Genomic DNA, 17498 nt, shown 5'->3' with positions numbered 1-17498 from the left:
ACTCGTCCCCGAGGAACTCCACACCTCAAGGATGCGGCATCCGCGGCGAAACGAGCACCGACCGCCCGGCGGGCCGTATCGCCACTGGTACCCGGCGCGCGGTGCGCGACACCGTCCGTGCTCCGTTCCCGCCCGTCCGGACGCGTCGGCGCGGGGCGCCCGCGCACGCGACGGCGTACGGCCGCGGCCGGGACGCGCGGGCGGCGGCGGGCCGCCGGTACCGGACGGATCCGCGGGGCCGCTGCCCGCCCCGCACGCCGGTGACCGGCCCGGACGCCCGCCCCGGCCGGAGGGCCCGGCGGGACGGTCCGGCCCCGGTCCGGCCCCCGGCCCGCAGGACGGCGGCCCCGGCGACGGCCCGCCCCCGACGGCCCACCCGGCCGTACGGCGCGCGGCTGACGACGGCGGACGAGCCCTTGACGACAGGCCCTAGCGGACCAGTCCCCACCGGAAGCCGAGGGCCACCGCGTGCGCGCGGTCGGAGGCGCCGAGCTTCTTGAACAGCCGCCGGGCGTGCGTCTTGACGGTGTCCTCGGAGAGGAACAGCTCACGGCCGATCTCCGCGTTGGAACGGCCGTGGCTCATGCCCTCCAGCACCTGGATCTCACGCGCGGTGAGCGTGGGCGCGGCGCCCATCTCGGCCGAGCGCAGACGGCGCGGGGCGAGCCGCCAGGTGGGGTCGGCGAGGGCCTGGGTCACCGTGGCCCGCAGTTCCGCGCGGGAGGCGTCCTTGTGCAGATAGCCGCGGGCACCGGCGGCCACGGCGAGCGCCACGCCGTCCAGGTCCTCCGCCACCGTGAGCATGATGATGCGCGCGCCGGGGTCGGCGGACAGCAGCCGCCGCACGGTCTCGACGCCGCCCAGTCCGGGCATGCGCACGTCCATCAGAATGAGGTCCGAGCGGTCGGCACCCCAGCGGCGGAGGACTTCCTCGCCGTTGGCCGCCGTCGTCACGCGCTCGACGCCGGGCACGGTCGCGACCGCGCGGCGGAGCGCCTCTCGGGCAAGCGGGGAGTCGTCGCAGACGAGGACGGATGTCATGGCCGCCCTCCGCAGCTGATGCGCGTCACCTTGAGCCTCCAGGCTGGTACGAAATCGTCACCTGTGCGGTCGACCGTCTCGGACGCCTGTCCGAGCACTTGTGTTTTCAACCGCCTCCGCACTCTCAACGACGGTCACTCGAAAGAGTTACGGGGCCGTACGCCGTTTTCGGCACTCTACGTGAGGGAGCGGACACAGTGCAGACACAGACGTCATACCCTCAACTTTTCATCACAACGGATGCCCCATTCGGCCCCTTTTCTTCCCGTTTCTAGGTGTCTGGCGCTAGATTCGCAATGAGTCATATTTTCATCTCCTTAGACCGGGGATGTACGGTCGTTGGCACCGTATCCGCCACCGAACGGCTACAAGGGGTCACGCAATGGCAGATTTCTCCCGCCTTCCCGGACCGAATGCGGACCTGTGGGACTGGCAGCTGCTGGCTGCCTGCCGCGGAGTGGACAGCTCGCTCTTCTTCCATCCCGAGGGCGAGCGCGGGGCGGCTCGGAGCGCTCGAGAGAACTCGGCCAAGGAGGTCTGCATGAGGTGCCCGGTCCGCGCGGAGTGCGCGGCACACGCCCTGGCGGTGCGCGAACCGTACGGAGTGTGGGGCGGCCTGACCGAGGATGAGCGCGAAGAGCTGATGGGACGCGCACGCAACCGCCTGGTGACGGCCTCGTCATCGAGCGGCGATGTCGCTTCGAACACCTGAAGGAACGTTTCTTCTTACATCTTCTTCCTGCACCTGTGGACGACGGCACGGGCACGCGCGCACACACGTGCCCGCCCGCCGGGGTGCCGGCCGCGGTGTCATCCGGCCCCGGCGCGCACCAGTTCGTCCAGCGTGGCCGCCACCGCCGGGACCTGGGCCAGGTCGGGCAGGGTGAGGGCGACGATCTCCCGGCGCACCGCCGGTTCCAGCGCCACCGTGCGCGCCCCCCGGGGCCGTACGGAGTCGATGGCGAGCTGGGGCAGGACGGCCACGCCCAGGCCCGCGCCGACCAGTCCGGCCACGGCCGGGTAGTCGTCCGTGGCGAAGTCGATGCGCGGGGCGAAGCCGGCCTCCGCGCACACCTCGACGAGCTGGCCGCGGCAGCGCGGGCAGCCCGCGATCCACGGCTCCCCGGCGAGTTCGGCGATGCCCACGGATCCCGCGCCGGCCAGCGGGTGCCGCTCGGGCACCAGGCCCACGAGCCGGTCGGTCAGCAGCGGCCGTACGACCAGGTCGTCCCATTCCTCCGCGCCCGCGGCGCCCTCGTAGCGGAAGGCGAGCGCCACGTCGCAGTCGCCCGCGCGCAGCAGCTCGACCGAGCGGGGCGGTTCGGCCTCCTCCAGGGAGACCCGGGTGCCGGGGTGGGCGGCGCGCAGCGCGGCGAGGGCGGTCGGGACCAGGGTGGAGCTGCCGCTGGGGAAGGAGACCAGGCGGACCCGGCCCGCGCGCAGCCCGGCGATGGCGGCGACCTCCTCCTCGGCCGCGGTGAGCCCGGCGAGGATGCCCCCGGCGTGCCGCACCAGCGCCTCGCCGGCCTCGGTGAGCCGCATCTCGCGGCCGGTGCGCACCAGCAGCGGGGTGCCGACCGAGCCCTCCAGGGCCTTCATCTGCTGGCTGACGGCGGGCTGGGTGCAGCCCAGTTCGCGGGCCGCGGCGGAGAAGGATCCGCTGGCGGCGACGGCGCGCAGGACGCGCAGATGGCGGGCCTCGATCACCCTTCGAGCATAAGGCAGCCTTGGGCATACCGTCGAAAAACGCGTCGACACTTTGACCGCGGGTCGCATACCGTCGGGGCATGAAGCTTCTCTCCGTCAATCTGGGCCGCGCCGTGCCCGTGCCGTACACGGATCAGCCGGCCGGGGTCACCGGGATCGACAAGCGTCCGGTGGAGCACGCGGTGCGGGTGGCCGCGCCCGGTCCCAAGGGCGTCGGCGGGAGCGGACTGGCCGGGGACACGGTGTGCGACACGCGGCACCACGGCGGCGACGACCAGGCCGTGTACGCGATGGCGCGCGAGGACCTGGACGACTGGGAGCGGGAGCTGGGCCGGGCGCTGCCGGACGGATCGTTCGGCGAGAACCTGACGACCGCGGGCATCGACGTGTCGGGCGCGCTGATCGGGGAGCGCTGGCGCATCGGCGCGCCGGACGGCCCCTCGGTGCTGCTGGAGGTCACCTCCGGGCGCATCCCGTGCCGGACCTTCCAGGGCCATCTGGGCGAGAAGGGCTGGGTGCGCAGGTTCACGCAGAAGGGTGCGCCGGGCGCCTATCTGCGGGTGATCGAGCCCGGTGAGATCCGGCGCGGCGACCCGGTGCGGATCGTGCACCGCCCGGACCACGACGTGACCGTGGCCCTCGAGTTCCGGGCGAGCACCACCGAGCGCGCCCTGCTGCCGCGGCTGCTTGCGGCCGGTGCGGCGCTGCACCCCGAGACCCTGGCCTCGGCACGCCGGTACGCGGACAAGTACGCGACGGACACGACGGGCTGACGGTCCCCGTCCGGTACGGGCTCACCGCTCCTCCACCGATCGGCGGGCCCTGTGCGGGGATCGGGGACGCGCGCCCCGGACCACTAACCTTTCGCCATGACAACGGCTCTGATTACGGGATCGACCGCGGGCATCGGCGCCGCGTTCGCGCGGCGGCTGGCGGCGGACGGGCACAACCTCGTTCTGGTGGCGCGGGACACCGCGCGGCTGACGGAGCAGGCGACCGAGCTGCACGACCGGCACGGCATCGAGGCCGAGGTGCTGCCCGCCGATCTGGCCACCGACGAGGGCATCGAGACGGTCGCGGCCCGGCTGGGCGACCGGAAGAACCCGGTCGACCTGCTGGTCAACAACGCCGGCTTCGGCAACAAGGGCCGCTTTCTCGACGTGCCGATGGCCGACGAGCTGAGGATGCTCAAGGTACACATCGAGGCGGTGCTGCGGCTGACGGCGGCGGCGACCGCGGCGATGCGCGAGCGCGGCCGGGGCGGCGTGGTGAACGTGGCCTCGGTGGCGGCGTTCGTGCCGCGCGGCACCTACGGGGCGTCCAAGGCGTGGGTCGTGCAGTTCACCCAGGGCGCGGCGCGGGACCTGGCCGGCAGCGGCGTACGGCTGATGGTGCTGTGCCCCGGCTTCGTGCGCACCGAGTTCCACGAGCGGGCCGGCATGGGCACGGACAACATCCCCGGCTGGATGTGGCTGGACGCGGACAAGCTGGTCGCGGCGGCCCTGGCGGATCTGGCCCGCGGCCGGACCGTCTCGATCCCCGACCCCCGCTACAAGGCGCTGATGGGCCTGGTCAAGATCACCCCGCGCGGTCTGCTGGGCGGGATGACCTCGAAGACGGGCCGCAAATACGGACCGCAGTGAGGACGCCCCGTACGCGGGCCGTCCCGGCGGCCCGACCGGTCCGCGCGCGGACGTGACGGCGCCGCCCCGGCGGGAACCCGGTGGGTAAAAGCCCCGGGCGCGACCGGGCCGGGCGGCCGGAAGGCGGCGGCGTCATGACCTTCGTACAGCTCATCGAGTGCAGGACGAGCCGGTGGGACGAGCTGGACCGGCTGCTGGACACCTGGGCCGAGCGGACCGGCGGACAGCGGTCCGCCACGCACGCGCTGGTCGGCAGGGACCGCTCGGACGGCGCCCACGTGGTGGAGCTGGTGGAGTTCCCCTCGTACGAGGAGGCGATGCGCACCTCGAACCTGCCGGAGACGGACGAGGTCTTCCGCCGCATGGTCGCGCTCTGCGACGAGCTGCCGGTCTTCACCGATCTGGAGGTCGTACGGGACGAGCAGTTCTCCGAGTCGGCGGTGCGCCGGTTCTTCGGCACGCTGACGGCCGCCGGTGAGCTGTCCCCGCTCAACGACCTGGTCGACGAGGACTGCCACAGCCACGATCCGGTCAATCCGCAGGACACCATCGGTCTGGACGCGATCCGGCGCGAGTGCCGGATGTGGCGCGACGCCTTCGACGCCGTCTTCACCGTCGAGGACGTGCTCACCCAGGGCGAGCGCGCCTGCGCCCGCTGGCGGTGGGACGCCGTCCACCGCGGCGAGTTCCTGGGCATCGCGCCCACGGGCCGCCGGGTCGCCATGACCGGCACGACCGTCTTCCGCCGCGGCCCGCACGGCACCTTCGCCGAACTCTGGTGGCAGCGCGACCATCTGGGCCTGATGCAGCAGTTGGGCGCGCTGGACGAACTGGAGCACTGACGCCCGGACGGGGCGGCCGGCCCCCGGTGCCCGGCCGCCCCGGGAGCGTCAGTGGACGTAGAGGTTGTACCAGCCCTGTCCGCCGGGGCTGCACACGAACAGCGGCCCCCACAGGAGCACGCCCGCCTTGCCTGCCTCGTCGCAGGCGGCGGCGCTCGGATAGGCGCCTTGGAAGTGCCAGGCGCTGGCCTGGGCGGAGGTGGTGGCGGTGAGGGGGAGGGCGACCGCTGCGGCGAGGGTCGCGGCAGCCAGGGCGATGCGTCTTTTCACGGACAACTCCTCATCTGCGAAGGCATGGTGACATGCAGTCGGTTTTCAGCAGAGATGGCGTGATGCGTTCGCAGCCTAGCCATGCCCGCACGCATAGGTCCAGACCAATGCGCACGGGAATTCGATCGCCGCGACGGCCGCACGACGCCGGATGCCCGGCCCCCTCGACGGGGACCGGGCATCCGGCGAGAATCCCTGCGCCTACGTCAACCGCGCGCCGCCATCCCCACGAACGCGGCCCACTGGCCGGAACCCACCGACAGAAACGCTTCCTCGGGCCGCTTGGAGTCACGGACCAGCACGACGGCACCGGCGTCCGCGACCTCGACACAGTCACCGCCGTCGCCGGCGCTGTAGCTGCTCTTGAACCATCGCAGCTCGCCCGCAGCGGAATCCGGGCTGCTTGCCTTCATAGCTCTCCCAACAGCTTCTCGATGAAGGCCAGGGGCTGGCGTGGAGTCGGCGCCCGCACCGGCCTCCCCCATCTGCCTACGTCAACCGCGCNCCGNCATCCGTACGAACGCGGCCCACTGGCCGGAACCCACCGACAGNAACGCTTCCTCGGGCCGCTTGGAGTCACGGACCAGCACGACGGCACCGGCGTCCGCGACCTCGACACAGTCACCGCCGTTTCCCGCGCTGTAGCTGCTCTTGAACCATCGCAGTCTCGCGACGGCACGCGTCGGGCTGCCCTTCTTCATAGCTCTCCCAACAGCTTCTCGATGAAGGCCAGCGACTCGCGTGGAGTCAGCGCCTGTGCCCGGAGAACTCCGTACGTAGCTTCGAGCGGACTGACCTTCTTCGCCTCTGTGTACAGGGCGCTCACGTCCTGCACTTCCATGTAGGCCATCCTGCGCTGGTTCTTCGAGTGGATCAATGTGAAGGGCCCCGCGAGACCGGCATGCTCGTCCCGGCCCATCGGCATGACCTGCATCTCGACGTTCCGCTGGTGGCCATAGATCAACAACTGTTCGAGCTGGCCACGCAAGACTTCCGGTCCTCCCAGGGGCCGCCGCAACACATGCTCGTCGATGACGAAGCTCAAAAGAGGGACGGGCCGCCGGCCCAGCAATTGCTGCCGTTCCATACGCGCGGATACGCCCTGCTCGATGTCCCCCTCATCCAGCAACGGCCGCCACATCCGGAAGACCGCCCGCGCATATTCCTCCGTCTGCAACAGGCCCTTGACCACGTGGTTGATATAGGCGTGCAGTTCCACAGCCTCGGCCTCGAGCTGCACGTACCGGCGGAAGAACGACGGATACCTGGCCTTCGCCACCTCCCCCTTCATGGCGACCAGCACCCCTCCCGCGTCCAACGCCCGGTCCAGCGCGTCGATCAGGTCCGGCTTGGGGATGCGGCGCCCCTGCTCGACGGCGGCGATCTGGGCCTCGCCGTAGCCCACCAGATCCCCCAGCCGCGCCTGGGTGAGTGCGCGGGTCTCGCGCAGCAGCTTGATCTGGCGGCCGAAGCAGCGCAGGAAGTTCCCGCCGGGTTCCTCGGCTTCCTCCGTGCCCGTGCCCGAGTCCGCGCCGGTGTCCATCCGCTCGCCCCCTTCGGCTGCTGTGCGTAGCCGAAGGGTAGGACTTGCCCACGTCAACGGGGTGGGGAACAGGAGAAGTTGACTCCAGGGAGTGAGGGTCTTCCGCCACGAGCTTTCCTCACCCAGCACGCCCGTTCCCGCACTCCGGAGCACCCCGTGCCGGAATCCGCACCGACGGTCCGCGAGGGCGACAACCCCGACAGTGGGCCGGACCGGCCTCACAGCGGGTGGCTGTAGGGGCGTCGTGGCTGGTCAGCGGGGTGTTGGAGGCGGAAAGCTCAGGGGCCATGACCACCTTCGCCCTCCGTTTCACCGCCACACCCCGTGGTGCCCGGCTGGCCCGGCGGCTCGCCTCTCAGCAGATGGACGCCTGGGGCTGGCCGTACGGCACACCGGTGCACGACACCGTCGAGCTGATCGTCGCCGAGCTGGCCGCGAACGCCGTCACTCACGGCCGGGTGCCGGGCCGGGACGCCGAGTTGCGTCTGTCCCGGCGGGACGGCGAGGGCCGGGTCAGGATCGAGGTGCACGACACCCGGGGCGAGCGGCTGCCCGTCGTGCGGGAGGCGTGCGCGGGCGGGGGCCCGGCGGCTGAGGCGGACGGCGGGCGGGGGCTGGTCCTGGTCGCCGCCCTCGCCAAGGAGTGGGGTGTGGCGCCACGCCCCGGCGCGCCGGGCAAGAGCGTGTGGGCCGTCGTGGCCGCCCCGGCCGTCGAGGGGCCGTGACCGGCGGATCCGGCAGCTCGCCTCCCCCGCACGCGGGCGGGGAGGATCCGGCAAGCCACAGAGACGACGGCGCCCAGCCCCCCGCAGGGGACCGGGCGCCGTCGGTTCAGCGGAGCGATCAGTGGGAGTGGCCGTGGCCGTGGCCCGCGGCGGCCGGCTCTTCCTCTTCCTTCTTCTCGACGACCAGGGTCTCGGTCGTCAGCAGGAGGGAGGCGATGGAGGCGGCGTTCTCCAGGGCGGAGCGGGTGACCTTGACCGGGTCGATGACGCCGGCCTTGACCAGGTCGCCGTACTCACCGGTGGCGGCGTTGTAACCGCTGCCCTTCTCCAGCTCGGCGACCTTGGAGACGATGACGTAGCCCTCCAGGCCGGCGTTCTCCGCGATCCAGCGCAGCGGCTCGACGGCGGCGCGGCGCACGACCGAGACACCGGTGGCCTCGTCGCCGGTCTTGTCGAGGTTGCCCTCCAGGACCTTCACGGCGTGCACCAGGGCGGAGCCACCACCGGAGACGATGCCCTCCTCGACCGCGGCGCGGGTCGCGGAGATGGCGTCCTCCAGACGGTGCTTCTTCTCCTTCAGCTCCACCTCGGTGGCGGCGCCGACCTTGATCACGCACACGCCGCCGGCCAGCTTCGCGAGGCGCTCCTGGAGCTTCTCGCGGTCCCAGTCGGAGTCGGTGGACTCGATCTCGGCCTTGATCTGCGCGATCCGGCCCTCGACCTCGTCCTTCTTGCCGGCACCGTCGACGATGGTGGTGTCGTCCTTGGTGACGGTGATGCGGCGGGCGGAGCCGAGCACGTCAAGACCGACCTGGTCCAGCTTGAGGCCGACCTCCTCGGAGATGACGGTGGCGCCGGTGAGGACGGCCATGTCCTGGAGCATCGCCTTGCGGCGGTCGCCGAAGCCGGGGGCCTTCACCGCGACGGCGTTGAAGGTGCCGCGGATCTTGTTGACCACCAGGGTCGACAGGGCCTCGCCCTCGACGTCCTCGGCGATGATCAGCAGCGGCTTGGAGGCGTTCGTCTGGATGATCTTCTCCAGCAGCGGGAGCAGGTCCGCGATGGAGGAGATCTTGCCCTGGTTGATCAGGATGTACGGGTCGTCGAGGACGGCCTCCATACGCTCCTGGTCGGTGACGAAGTACGGGGACAGGTAGCCCTTGTCGAAGGCCATGCCCTCGGTGAAGTCCAGCTCCAGACCGAAGGTGTTGGACTCCTCGACGGTGATGACACCGTCCTTGCCGACCTTGTCCATCGCCTCGGCGATCAGCTCGCCGACCTGCTGGTCCTGGGCGGACAGCGCGGCCACGGCGGCGATGTCGGACTTCTCGTCGATCGGGCGGGCCGAGGCGAGCAGGTCGTCCGAGACGGCCTTGACCGCGGCGTCGATGCCCTTCTTCAGCAGCGCCGGGGAGGCACCGGCCGCGACGTTCTTCAGGCCCTCGCGCACGAGCGCCTGGGCGAGCACGGTGGCGGTGGTGGTGCCGTCACCCGCGATGTCGTTGGTCTTGGTCGCCACCTCCTTCACCAGCTGGGCGCCGAGGTTCTCGTACGGGTCCTCGATCTCGACCTCGCGGGCGATGGTGACACCGTCGTTGGTGATGGTCGGGGCGCCGAACTTCTTGTCGATGACGACGTTGCGGCCCTTGGGGCCGATCGTCACCTTCACCGTGTCGGCAAGCTTGTTGACGCCGCGCTCGAGGGCGCGACGGGCGTCCTCGTCGAACTTCAGGATCTTCGCCATGGCAGCGGGAGCCCTCTCGGAAATCTTGGGTGAAGAACACACTGCGCCCCGGGCGCCCGGCTTCTCATCGATCGCGGGGGCCAGGGGCGCAGTTCACAGCAGGAGTGCTGAGGTGACTTACTTCTCGATGATCGCGAGGACGTCGCGAGCCGAGAGAACGAGGTACTCCTCGTTGTTGTACTTCACCTCGGTGCCGCCGTACTTGCTGTAGAGCACGACGTCGCCGACCTTGACGTCGAGCGGAAGACGGTTGCCGTCCTCGAAGCGGCCCGGACCCACGGCGAGGACGACGCCCTCCTGGGGCTTCTCCTTCGCAGTGTCCGGGATGACCAGGCCAGAGGCCGTGGTCTGCTCGGCGTCGAGCGGCTGGACCACGATGCGGTCCTCGAGCGGCTTGATGGCAACCTTGGAGCTGGCGGTCGTCACGATCCGACCTCCCCCTTCGGAGATCTCACGGGGTTAACTGTCTGAGGTGGCGACCAGGTCGATCCGTCGTCGCGGGTGCCGGACCTGCCCGTCGCGTTGTTGGCACTCTCCGGTGGGGAGTGCCAGAGCCGAGACTATGACCGCGATTAGCACTCGGTCAAGCGGAGTGCCAATTGCCTCGTGGCGCGTCGGTCCGGGACACCCCCCGGAAGGGGCCTCCGTCCCCAGGTGGCCGCAGGTAGCCGCAGGCAGTCACAGGGGATCACAGGGGATCACAGGTAGTCCTGGAGCCTCGCCACCGTCAGCCGGTCCCGCTGGATCTCGCGCAGCAGGCGGGTGGTGCGCTCGCGCAGGGTCGGCCCGTCGAGGTCGTCGTCGTCCGAGGTGACCAGCAGGATGTCGCCGGGACACAGGGCGTGCCGGCCGTGGGTGAAGCGGAGGCCGGTCTCCGTCAGCGAGGCGCGCCACAGGACGATCGCGGACACCCCGCACTCGGCTGCGGCGCGCCGGGTGGTGGCGTCGTAGGAGCCGTAGGGCGGCCGGAACAGCCGGGAGCGGACGCCGAAGCGGGCGTGCAGCTTGTCCCGCTGGCCGCAGATCTCGGCGCGCTGGCCGGCGTGCGGCAGACCGCGCAGGGCGGGGTGCTCCAGGGTGTGGTTCTCCAGTGCCGCACCGGCCGACCGCAGGCGCGCGAAGTGGCCGTAGCCGGGTCCGGCGATGCTGTCGGTGAGGAACATGCTGACGGGCAGGCGCAGTTCCCGGACCATGTCGACGAAGCGCGCGTCGCGCTCGGCGCCGTCGTCGTAGGTGAGGAAGACGACCCGGTCGGGAGTGTCGACGTGGTCGACCACCGGCGGCGGCCCGGCGGGGCGGGCGGTGGCCGCCGTCGGCCGGGCGGGCGGGCGCGGCGGCGCGGGCAGCGGGGCCGTGAGGCCCCAGCGGCGGTACGGCTGCCGGTCGGAGGCCGCGTCCGGCGAGGCGACCCGCTGCGCGGCCTTGCGGCCCAGGCGCTGGATCGGGTCGACGGACGAGGCACAGCCGGCCAGCAGCAGCACGGCCGCGAGCAGGCCCGCGGCCGTGCGCCGCGGCCGGGGCCGCGGTCTCACAGGTAGTCCTCCAGCCGGGCCACCGCGTACCCCTCGGCCGTCGCGTAGTTCAGGAAGCGGCGCATGTCGTCGGCCATGGTGCCGTCCCACTCGTCGCGCCCGCGGAAGTGGGTGAGCACGATGTCGCCGGGGCGCAGCCGCTTGTCGTCCTCGCGGAACTCCCAGTGGTCGACGTAGACCTCCTCGTTCCAGATCGGCGCGTAGCGGATGCCGCAGGACTTGGCGGCGCGCAGGGTGTCCTGGTTGTAGTTGCCGTAGGGCGGGCGGAGCATCCGGGGGCGCTTGCCGAACTGCTTCTGCATGATGTCCTGCATGTCGCAGATCTCGTGCTTCTGCTCGTCGTAGGACAGGCCCGGCAGGTACGGGTGGTGCAGGGTGTGGTTGTTGAGGGTGTTGCCCTGCGCCTGCGCCTTGCGGAAGTAGCCGTAGTCGTCCTGGACGAGGTAGTTGCTGAGGAAGGCCGTGTAGGGGACTTTCAGCTCGCTCATCATGCGCAGGAAGGCGGGGTCCTTCTCGGCGCCGTCGTCGATGGTGAGGAAGAGGATCTTGTCCTTGGTGGGGACGGTGGTGAAGACCGGGGGCAGGTCCCAGTCCTCCTGGTGGTCCACCTCGAAGCCGGCGCGGGCGTGGATCTTCGGCTTGACGGCCGGGGGCGGCGGGGGCAGCAGCGGGGCCTGGCTCAGGCCCCAGCGCTTGGCGGCGGCGGTGCGGGCCGCCGCGGAGGTCGCGAGCCGGGAGGCGTAGGAGCCGAGGGCGCGGGCGGGGGGCGCCTGGAGGCGCTGCTGGCCGGGGGCGGGCCGTACCGCCGTGCTGTCCTGCCCGGCGCAGCCGGAGACGAGGGCGGCGACGGCGAGGGCGCCGAGTCCGGCGTGCAGGGCCGCCCGGCGCCGCAGGGCACCCCGGAGACGCTTTTTGTCATTTTGTACTACTACGGTCATGGCGCCGGATCCTCGCAGCTCGCCGCTCCTGAGCCGCGGCGACACCGCGGCCGGCCGCGCACCGTCCACCGACTGGCCGACAATGAACCGGTGACCGACCCACTCGCCCCGCTGAACTCCTTCGCCGCGCTGCTCACCGACGAGGGCCGCGCCCTCCTGGAGGAGGTGCGCGGCACCGCGCCCGCCGACGAGCTCGCCGTCGCCACCCGGCTGCGCCGCGACCACCCCGCCGCCCTGGTGTCGGCCGCGCTCGGCCAGGCCCGGCTGCGGCAGCGGGCCGCCGCGAAGTTCGGCGCGGCGGACGCGGACCGGATGTTCTTCACCCCGAACGGGGTCGAGCAGTCCACCCGGGCGAGCGTGGCCGCCCACCGCGCGGCGCGGCTCGCGGAGCTGGGCGTGACCTCGCTCGCCGACCTGTGCTGCGGCATCGGCGGCGACGCGATCGCCCTGGCCCGCGCCGGGATCCGGGTCCTCGCCGTGGACCGGGACCCGGTGACGGCGGCGGTGGCCCGCGCGAACGCCGAGGCGCTGGGGCTCGCCGGGCTGATCGAGGTCCGCGAGGCGGATGTGACGGAGGTCGACACGTCCGCGTACGACGCCGTGTTCGTCGATCCCGCGCGGCGCGGCGGCCGGGGCCGGATCTTCGACCCGGAGAGCTACTCGCCCTCGCTCTCCTGGGCCGTGGGGGCGGCGCTGAAGGCCCCGCACGCCGCGCTGAAGGTCGCGCCCGGCATCCCGCACGAGGCGGTGCCGCCGCAGGCCGAGGCCGAGTGGATCTCCGACGGCGGGGACGTCAAGGAGGCGGTGCTGTGGTTCGGCACCGAGCCGGGCCTGGTCCGCGCGACCCTGCTGCCCGGACCGCACACGCTGCGCGGCCGGGGCCTGCCCGACCCGCCGGTGCGGCCGGTGGGCCGCTACCTGTACGAGCCGGACGGCGCCGTCATCCGCTCCCACCTGGTCGCCGAGGCCGCCGCCGGACTCGACGGCGGCCTGATCGACGAGACCATCGCCTACGTCACCTCCGACGCGCTGCGGCCCACCCCGTACGCCACCGCGTACGAGATCACCGACCGGCTGCCCTTCAACGTCAAGAAGCTGAAGGCGCTGCTGCGCGAGCGCGAGGTGGGCGCGCTGACCGTGAAGAAGCGCGGCTCGGCCGTCGAACCGGAGGAGCTGCGCCGCAAGGCGCTGCCCAGGCCGTGCGGCCGGAACTCGGCGACCGTCTTCCTCACCCGGGTGGCGGGCGCCCCCACGATGCTTCTCGGCCACCCGGCGGACCGCCCCTGACGCACCGGCACCCGGCGGGCGCCCCGCTCCCCCGATCGGCGGCGCCCGGGGTGCGGGCGCCGCCCGCGCGCCCGGAGACTGGTCGCGGCGGGCGGCACGGCGGGTGCCGCCGGTGCGCGCGGTCCGCCGGGAAGCGAGGACCAACCATGCTGCGGGGTTTCAAGAACTTCCTGATGCGCGGCGATGTCGTGGTCGTGGCCATCGGACTGATCGTGGCGCTGGCCTTCAGCACGCTGATCAAGGCGTTCACCGACTTCGTGATCAATCCGATCATCGCCCGCGCGCAGGGCAACTCCTCGCCCGGCCTCGGCTGGCAGCTCGGCCGTACCGGCAACAAGGCGACCTATCTGGACCTCGGCGCGTTCATCTCGGCGCTGATCTACTTCATCATCTTCATGGCAGTCGTGTACTTCCTGATCGTCGTCCCGTACAAGCACGTCCAGGCCCGCCGGGGCGTCAAGGTCTTCGGTGACCCGGGGCCCGCCAAGACGTGCCCGGCGTGCCTGTCGGAGGATCTGCCCGGGGCCGCCACCAAGTGCCGCTACTGCGGTACGGATCAGCCAGCGGTTGCCTGAGCGGGCGCCGCGTCGGCGGCGGGCGCCGCGCCGTCCCCGGCCCGGCCGCCGCGCCCGTACAGCACCGCCGCCGCCAGCGCCCCCGCCGCGAGCAGCCCGGCCGCCGTCCAGTACGCCGCCGAGAAGCCGTGCACCAGACCGGCGGCGTCCGGAGCCGCCCCCGAGGCGTGCGCGGCGACCGTGCCGAGCACGGCGAGCCCCACCGCGCCGCCGACCTGCCGCGAGCTGTTCAGCAGCCCGGAGGCCATGCCCGCCTCCCCGGCGGCGACGGACCCGGTGGCCGCGGTGCCCAGCGGCACGAAGCACAGCCCGATGCCCACGCTGGCCACGGCCGACGGGCCGAGCACCGAGCCCGTGAAGCCGCCGTCCACCGCGGCCGCCGCCGCGAACCAGGCGAGCCCGGCCGCGCCCAGCAGGCCGCCCGCCGTCAGCAGCACCCGGGGCCCGTAGCGGCCGATGGTGCGGGCCGCCAGCACCGAACCCACGACCACGCCCGCGCAGAACGGCAGGAAGGCGGAGCCGGTGGCGGTCGGGCCGTAGCCGAGGACCTGCTGGAGGTAGAGCGAGGTGAAGTAGAAGGCGGCGAACTGGCCCGCCGACATCAGCAGCCCGAAGACGTTCGCCGCCAGCACCGGACCGGTGCCGAGCAGCCCGAGGCGCAGCAGCGGGGCGGCCGTGCGCGCCTCGGTCACCACGAACGCGGCGAGCAGCACCGCCGCCGCGCCCAGCACGGCGGCCGTGCGCCAGGACGCCCAGCCGTACGTCTCGGTCCTGACCAGGCCGAGGACGAGCAGCACGGTCCCGGCCGTGACCAGCAGGGCACCGGTGAGGTCGAGCCGGGGGCGCGGACCCGGCCGCGCGGCGGCGGGCGTGTCGGCGGGTACGGCGCGGCCGGTGACCGCCAGGACGGCCACCACGAAGGGCACGTTGACCAGCATCACCGCGCGCCAGCCGAACCAGTCGGTGAGCAGTCCGCCGGCCAGCACGCCCACCGCGCCGCCGACCGCGCCCGCGGCGCCCCACAGGCCGAGGGCGCGGGAGCGGGCGGGGCCCGGCGGGCAGCTCACGGTGAGCAGGGCGAGGCCGACCGGGGCCAGCGCGGCGGCGCCCACGCCCTGCGCGGCGCGGGCGGCGATCAGCGCGCCGGGCGACTGGGCGAGCCCGCCGGCCAGGCTCGCCGCGCCGAAGACGACGAAGCCGGCCACGAGCACCCGGCGCCGCCCCACCACGTCGGCGAGCCGCCCGCCGAACATCAGCAGGCCGCCGAAGGTCAGGGCGTAGGCGTTGACGACCCAGGTCAGCGAGCCGGGGTCGAAGTGCAGGCCGCGCCCCATGCCGGGCAGCGCGACATTGACGACGGACATGTCGAGGGAGACCAGGAACTGCACGGTGAGCAGCACCGGCAGCAGCCAGGGCGAGGCCGCGGAAGGGGTGTGGCGCGTCTGGGAGTTCACCATGCCGACGACGTTACTATACGCGTATAAAAAAGCGCGATCCCCGAGGTCCGGGGCCGGGCGGGGAGAATGCGGGGGTGGCGGAGAACCAGGCGCGCGAGCGCACAGCGAAACGGGCGGCGGGGCGGCCGCGGCGGATCGAGGCCGGGCAGATCGTGGCGGCGGCCCGGCGGATCCTCCAGGAGGAGGGCGTCGAGGCGGTGTCCATGCGCCGGGTCGCCAAGGAGGTCGGCGCGACCCCGATGGCGCTGTACCACCATGTGCGCGACAAGCGGGAACTGCTGATGCTCACCATCTCCGGCCTGGCAGCCACGGTGCCGCGCCCCGAACTCCCCACCGCGCCGCGCGACCGCGTCCTGGCCACCGCCCTGCACATGCACGCGCTGCTCAGCGGCATGCCCTGGGTCGTGGACGTGCTGAGCCTCGGGGACATCACGGACAAGAACGCCCTGTGGATGCCCGAGGAGATCATCGACTCCGCGATGGCCTGCGGCCTGACGCAGGAACAGGCAGTGTTCGCCTACCGCACCCTGTGGTACGTCGTCCACGGCGACCTGGTCTTCCGCCGCGCCGCCGCCCGGCGCGGCGCCGACCCGGACCGGCCGGACCTGTTCCCCACCCTGCTGACCCCCGAGGACGCCGACCGCTACCCGCGGCTGACCGCCCTGTCCGAGCGCTGGGAGGGCCTGGCCACCGCGGACTACGACGTGGCGGGCCAGCTCGCGGCGGTGGTGGACGGGCTGCTGGCGCAGGCGGGAGCCCAGCGGGACTGACGCGGGCACGGGCCGCTCGCCGCGGGGCGGCCGGGCGCGGACGTGCGATGGCGGGCGCGGGGGCTTGGAGCCGGGTGCGGGGCTCGGAACCGGGTGCGGGCCGCTCCCGGCCGGCCCTGCCCGGCCGGAGCCCGGCGTGGACATCGGCCCCGGATCCGCACCGCTAGCCCCCCACGCCACTCATCGCCGGGCGCAGGCCGCCCCGTGCCGGGCCCGGTGCCCTCGCTCAGCGCAGCGCAGCCCACAGTTCGCCGGCCGCCGGTTCCTTCGCCACCACCCGGTTGTGGTCGGAGGGGGCCTGTACCACCGGCATCATCACGGTGCGGACCTTGCCGTCGGGCAGGTCCTTCAGGCTCTGGCCGAGTCGCATCAGTTCGGGGAGCGAGTCCAGGCCGGTGTCCGTGGTGAGGCTGCCGGTGACCGCGTCCGCGACGCGGTAGAGGCGGGCCGGGTCGGTGAGCAGGCCGGTGCTGGAGACCTCCTTCAGCAGCGCGGTCACCAACTGCTGCTGGAGCCCTATGCGGCCCAGGTCGCTGCCGTCGCCGATGCCGTGCCGGGTGCGGGCCAGGGCGAGGGCCCGGGTGCCGTCGAGCCGGTGGGTGCCCGCCTTCAGATGCAGATGGCTCTGGTCGTCGTCGATGTCCTGGTCCGTGGTGACGGTGACCCCGCCGAGGGCGTCGACCAGCTTCGCGAAGCCGGTGAAGTCCAGCTCCAGGTAGTGGTCCATGCGGACGCCGGTCATGGCCTCCACCGTCTTGACCGCGCACACCGGACCGCCCACCTCGTAGGCGGTGTTGAACATCGCCCGGTACGCCGGTGACGTGGACCCGCCCGAGGCCAGCGGGCAGGACGGCCGGGTCACCAGGGTGTCGCGCGGGATGCTCACCACGGTGGCCGAGCTGCGGCCCGCGTCGATGTGCACCACCATCGCGGTGTCGGACCGGGCACCCTCGCTGTCGCCGCCGCCCAGCGCCCGGTTGGCGCCGCTGCGCGAGTCGGAGCCGAGGACGAGCAGGTTGAGGGCGCCGCTCGGCAGGGGCGGCGCGGTGGCCGGGGCGCCGGACGCGGCCGGTTCCGCGGGACCGGCGGCCGGGCGCGCCGGACGGTCGTCGCCGAGGGCGCCGTCGATGTCGACGCCGGTGATGTTCTGGTTCAGATGCCAGTAGGCCCAGCCCGCGGTGGCCGTGCCCAGCACCACGACCCCGGCCAGCACCAGCGCGGCGGCCCGCAGGCGCCGCCTCCCCCTGCGTCCCCCGGTGCCCTCCGTCGTGTGCCCCGTCTCCGGAGCGGGCTCCGCCGCGTTCCCCGCCGTGTGTCCCCTCACAGGCAGGAACGTACGTCCGAATTATGAGCGAGATGTCAGGAAGTCGTCACCACGACGTCTTTCTCGGGAAAATCTCATCTTCAACCACTCCTCACCCGCC

20 protein-coding genes are annotated in these 17498 nt (G+C 72.7%); 8 read left to right on the top strand and 12 right to left on the bottom strand.

Annotated elements, in window-relative coordinates; translation table 11 throughout:
* Positions 1 to 429 precede the first annotated feature (429 nt).
* A complete protein-coding gene (locus B086_RS0102685) occupies positions 430 to 1041 on the bottom strand; it encodes a response regulator transcription factor (RefSeq protein ID WP_003948568.1) in 612 nt (203 codons plus the stop codon).
* 382 nt (positions 1042 to 1423) lie between these two features.
* Between B086_RS0102685 and B086_RS0102680 the strand changes: the two genes are divergently transcribed.
* Positions 1424 to 1753: a WhiB family transcriptional regulator gene (locus B086_RS0102680; RefSeq protein ID WP_018564868.1), complete on the top strand. Its 330-nt coding sequence runs from the start codon at positions 1424 to 1426 to the stop codon at positions 1751 to 1753.
* Positions 1754 to 1851: 98 nt separating this feature from the next.
* On the opposite strand, the gene B086_RS0102675 is transcribed toward B086_RS0102680, so the two are convergent.
* On the bottom strand, positions 1852 to 2748 hold the full coding sequence (locus B086_RS0102675; protein WP_018564867.1) for a LysR family transcriptional regulator: 897 nt from the start codon (positions 2746 to 2748) through the stop codon (positions 1852 to 1854).
* 80 nt (positions 2749 to 2828) lie between these two features.
* Between B086_RS0102675 and B086_RS0102670 the strand changes: the two genes are divergently transcribed.
* The 3 genes from B086_RS0102670 (at position 2829) to B086_RS0102660 (ending at position 5233) form a co-directional block, all read left to right on the top strand.
* Positions 2829 to 3521: an MOSC domain-containing protein gene (locus B086_RS0102670; protein ID WP_018564866.1), complete on the top strand. Its 693-nt coding sequence runs from the start codon at positions 2829 to 2831 to the stop codon at positions 3519 to 3521.
* 96 nt (positions 3522 to 3617) lie between these two features.
* Positions 3618 to 4391: an SDR family NAD(P)-dependent oxidoreductase gene (locus tag B086_RS0102665; RefSeq protein ID WP_018564865.1), complete on the top strand. Its 774-nt coding sequence runs from the start codon at positions 3618 to 3620 to the stop codon at positions 4389 to 4391.
* 134 nt (positions 4392 to 4525) lie between these two features.
* Positions 4526 to 5233, top strand: coding sequence for an ester cyclase (locus tag B086_RS0102660; RefSeq protein WP_018564864.1), 708 nt, complete (start codon positions 4526 to 4528; stop codon positions 5231 to 5233).
* Positions 5234 to 5281: 48 nt separating this feature from the next.
* Here the strand turns inward: B086_RS0102660 and B086_RS38980 are convergent, their stop codons facing one another.
* The 4 genes from B086_RS38980 to B086_RS0102640 form a co-directional block, all read right to left on the bottom strand.
* Positions 5282 to 5503, bottom strand: a complete 222-nt coding sequence (locus B086_RS38980) for a hypothetical protein (RefSeq protein WP_018564863.1) — start codon at positions 5501 to 5503, stop codon at positions 5282 to 5284.
* Between the two features lie 206 nt (positions 5504 to 5709).
* Positions 5710 to 5916, bottom strand: coding sequence for a DUF397 domain-containing protein (locus B086_RS0102650; RefSeq protein ID WP_018564862.1), 207 nt, complete (start codon positions 5914 to 5916; stop codon positions 5710 to 5712).
* An 81-nt stretch (positions 5917 to 5997) separates the two neighbouring features.
* Complete coding sequence (locus B086_RS0102645) at positions 5998 to 6204, bottom strand: DUF397 domain-containing protein (RefSeq protein ID WP_018564861.1); 207 nt, start codon at positions 6202 to 6204, stop codon at positions 5998 to 6000.
* Positions 6201 to 7046: a helix-turn-helix domain-containing protein gene (locus tag B086_RS0102640; protein ID WP_018564860.1), complete on the bottom strand. Its 846-nt coding sequence runs from the start codon at positions 7044 to 7046 to the stop codon at positions 6201 to 6203. The genes B086_RS0102645 and B086_RS0102640 overlap by 4 nt, the downstream gene beginning before the upstream one ends.
* A gap of 287 nt (positions 7047 to 7333) precedes the next feature.
* On the opposite strand from B086_RS0102640, the gene B086_RS0102635 reads away from it, so the two are divergent.
* Positions 7334 to 7771 carry an ATP-binding protein gene (locus tag B086_RS0102635; RefSeq protein WP_018564859.1) on the top strand — a complete coding sequence of 146 codons (438 nt, stop codon included), beginning with the start codon at positions 7334 to 7336 and terminating at the stop codon, positions 7769 to 7771.
* Positions 7772 to 7889: 118 nt separating this feature from the next.
* On the opposite strand, the gene groL is transcribed toward B086_RS0102635, so the two are convergent.
* The 4 genes from groL to B086_RS0102615 form a co-directional block, all read right to left on the bottom strand.
* Positions 7890 to 9515 (bottom strand): chaperonin GroEL, encoded by a 1626-nt coding sequence (gene groL, locus B086_RS0102630; protein ID WP_018564858.1) that lies wholly within the window; start codon positions 9513 to 9515, stop codon positions 7890 to 7892.
* 117 nt (positions 9516 to 9632) lie between these two features.
* Positions 9633 to 9941 (bottom strand): co-chaperone GroES, encoded by a 309-nt coding sequence (groES, locus tag B086_RS0102625; protein ID WP_009190181.1) that lies wholly within the window; start codon positions 9939 to 9941, stop codon positions 9633 to 9635.
* A 272-nt stretch (positions 9942 to 10213) separates the two neighbouring features.
* A complete protein-coding gene (locus tag B086_RS0102620) occupies positions 10214 to 11047 on the bottom strand; it encodes a polysaccharide deacetylase family protein (protein ID WP_018564857.1) in 834 nt (277 codons plus the stop codon).
* The gene (locus tag B086_RS0102615; RefSeq protein ID WP_018564856.1) at positions 11044 to 11985 is read right to left on the bottom strand and encodes a polysaccharide deacetylase family protein; all 942 of its coding nucleotides are present in this window, start codon (positions 11983 to 11985) and stop codon (positions 11044 to 11046) included. Before B086_RS0102615 ends, B086_RS0102620 begins: the two co-directional genes overlap by 4 nt.
* Before the next feature lie 90 nt (positions 11986 to 12075).
* On the opposite strand from B086_RS0102615, the gene B086_RS0102610 reads away from it, so the two are divergent.
* Complete coding sequence (locus B086_RS0102610; RefSeq protein WP_018564855.1) at positions 12076 to 13272, top strand: THUMP-like domain-containing protein; 1197 nt, start codon at positions 12076 to 12078, stop codon at positions 13270 to 13272.
* A 146-nt stretch (positions 13273 to 13418) separates the two neighbouring features.
* Complete coding sequence (locus B086_RS0102605; protein ID WP_018564854.1) at positions 13419 to 13847, top strand: MscL family protein; 429 nt, start codon at positions 13419 to 13421, stop codon at positions 13845 to 13847.
* On the opposite strand, the gene B086_RS0102600 is transcribed toward B086_RS0102605, so the two are convergent.
* Positions 13829 to 15304, bottom strand: coding sequence for an MFS transporter (locus B086_RS0102600; RefSeq protein ID WP_018564853.1), 1476 nt, complete (start codon positions 15302 to 15304; stop codon positions 13829 to 13831). The genes B086_RS0102605 and B086_RS0102600 overlap by 19 nt on opposite strands.
* Before the next feature lie 74 nt (positions 15305 to 15378).
* Here B086_RS0102600 and B086_RS0102595 point away from each other — a divergent pair, with 74 nt between their 5' ends.
* Positions 15379 to 16074, top strand: a complete 696-nt coding sequence (locus tag B086_RS0102595) for a TetR/AcrR family transcriptional regulator (RefSeq protein ID WP_018564852.1) — start codon at positions 15379 to 15381, stop codon at positions 16072 to 16074.
* Positions 16075 to 16300: 226 nt separating this feature from the next.
* Here B086_RS0102595 and B086_RS0102590 read toward each other — a convergent pair whose 3' ends face one another.
* A complete protein-coding gene (locus B086_RS0102590) occupies positions 16301 to 17287 on the bottom strand; it encodes an LCP family protein (protein WP_018564851.1) in 987 nt (328 codons plus the stop codon).
* Positions 17288 to 17498: the final 211 nt, after the last annotated feature.

The sequence above is a fragment of the Streptomyces sp. PsTaAH-124 genome (genome assembly GCF_000373685.1).
Classification (GTDB): Bacteria; Actinomycetota; Actinomycetes; order Streptomycetales; family Streptomycetaceae; genus Streptomyces; species Streptomyces andamanensis.
Note: the sequence above shows the minus strand (reverse complement) of the source record. Positions and strands in the feature narration are given on the sequence as shown.

Excerpts from the sequence above, each read along its gene's own strand:
- B086_RS0102635 (WP_018564859.1), top strand. The coding sequence starts at position 7,334 with ATGACCACCTTCGCCCTCCGTTTCACCGCCACACCCCGTGGTGCCCGG.
- B086_RS0102600 (WP_018564853.1), bottom strand. The coding sequence starts at position 15,304 with ATGGTGAACTCCCAGACGCGCCACACCCCTTCCGCGGCCTCGCCCTGG.
- B086_RS0102605 (WP_018564854.1), top strand. The coding sequence starts at position 13,419 with ATGCTGCGGGGTTTCAAGAACTTCCTGATGCGCGGCGATGTCGTGGTC.
- B086_RS0102670 (WP_018564866.1), top strand. The coding sequence starts at position 2,829 with ATGAAGCTTCTCTCCGTCAATCTGGGCCGCGCCGTGCCCGTGCCGTAC.
- groL (WP_018564858.1), bottom strand. The coding sequence starts at position 9,515 with ATGGCGAAGATCCTGAAGTTCGACGAGGACGCCCGTCGCGCCCTCGAG.
- B086_RS0102685 (WP_003948568.1), bottom strand. The coding sequence starts at position 1,041 with ATGACATCCGTCCTCGTCTGCGACGACTCCCCGCTTGCCCGAGAGGCG.
- B086_RS0102680 (WP_018564868.1), top strand. The coding sequence starts at position 1,424 with ATGGCAGATTTCTCCCGCCTTCCCGGACCGAATGCGGACCTGTGGGAC.
- B086_RS0102650 (WP_018564862.1), bottom strand. The coding sequence starts at position 5,916 with ATGAAGGCAAGCAGCCCGGATTCCGCTGCGGGCGAGCTGCGATGGTTC.
- B086_RS0102665 (WP_018564865.1), top strand. The coding sequence starts at position 3,618 with ATGACAACGGCTCTGATTACGGGATCGACCGCGGGCATCGGCGCCGCG.
- B086_RS0102640 (WP_018564860.1), bottom strand. The coding sequence starts at position 7,046 with ATGGACACCGGCGCGGACTCGGGCACGGGCACGGAGGAAGCCGAGGAA.
- B086_RS0102660 (WP_018564864.1), top strand. The coding sequence starts at position 4,526 with ATGACCTTCGTACAGCTCATCGAGTGCAGGACGAGCCGGTGGGACGAG.
- B086_RS0102615 (WP_018564856.1), bottom strand. The coding sequence starts at position 11,985 with ATGACCGTAGTAGTACAAAATGACAAAAAGCGTCTCCGGGGTGCCCTG.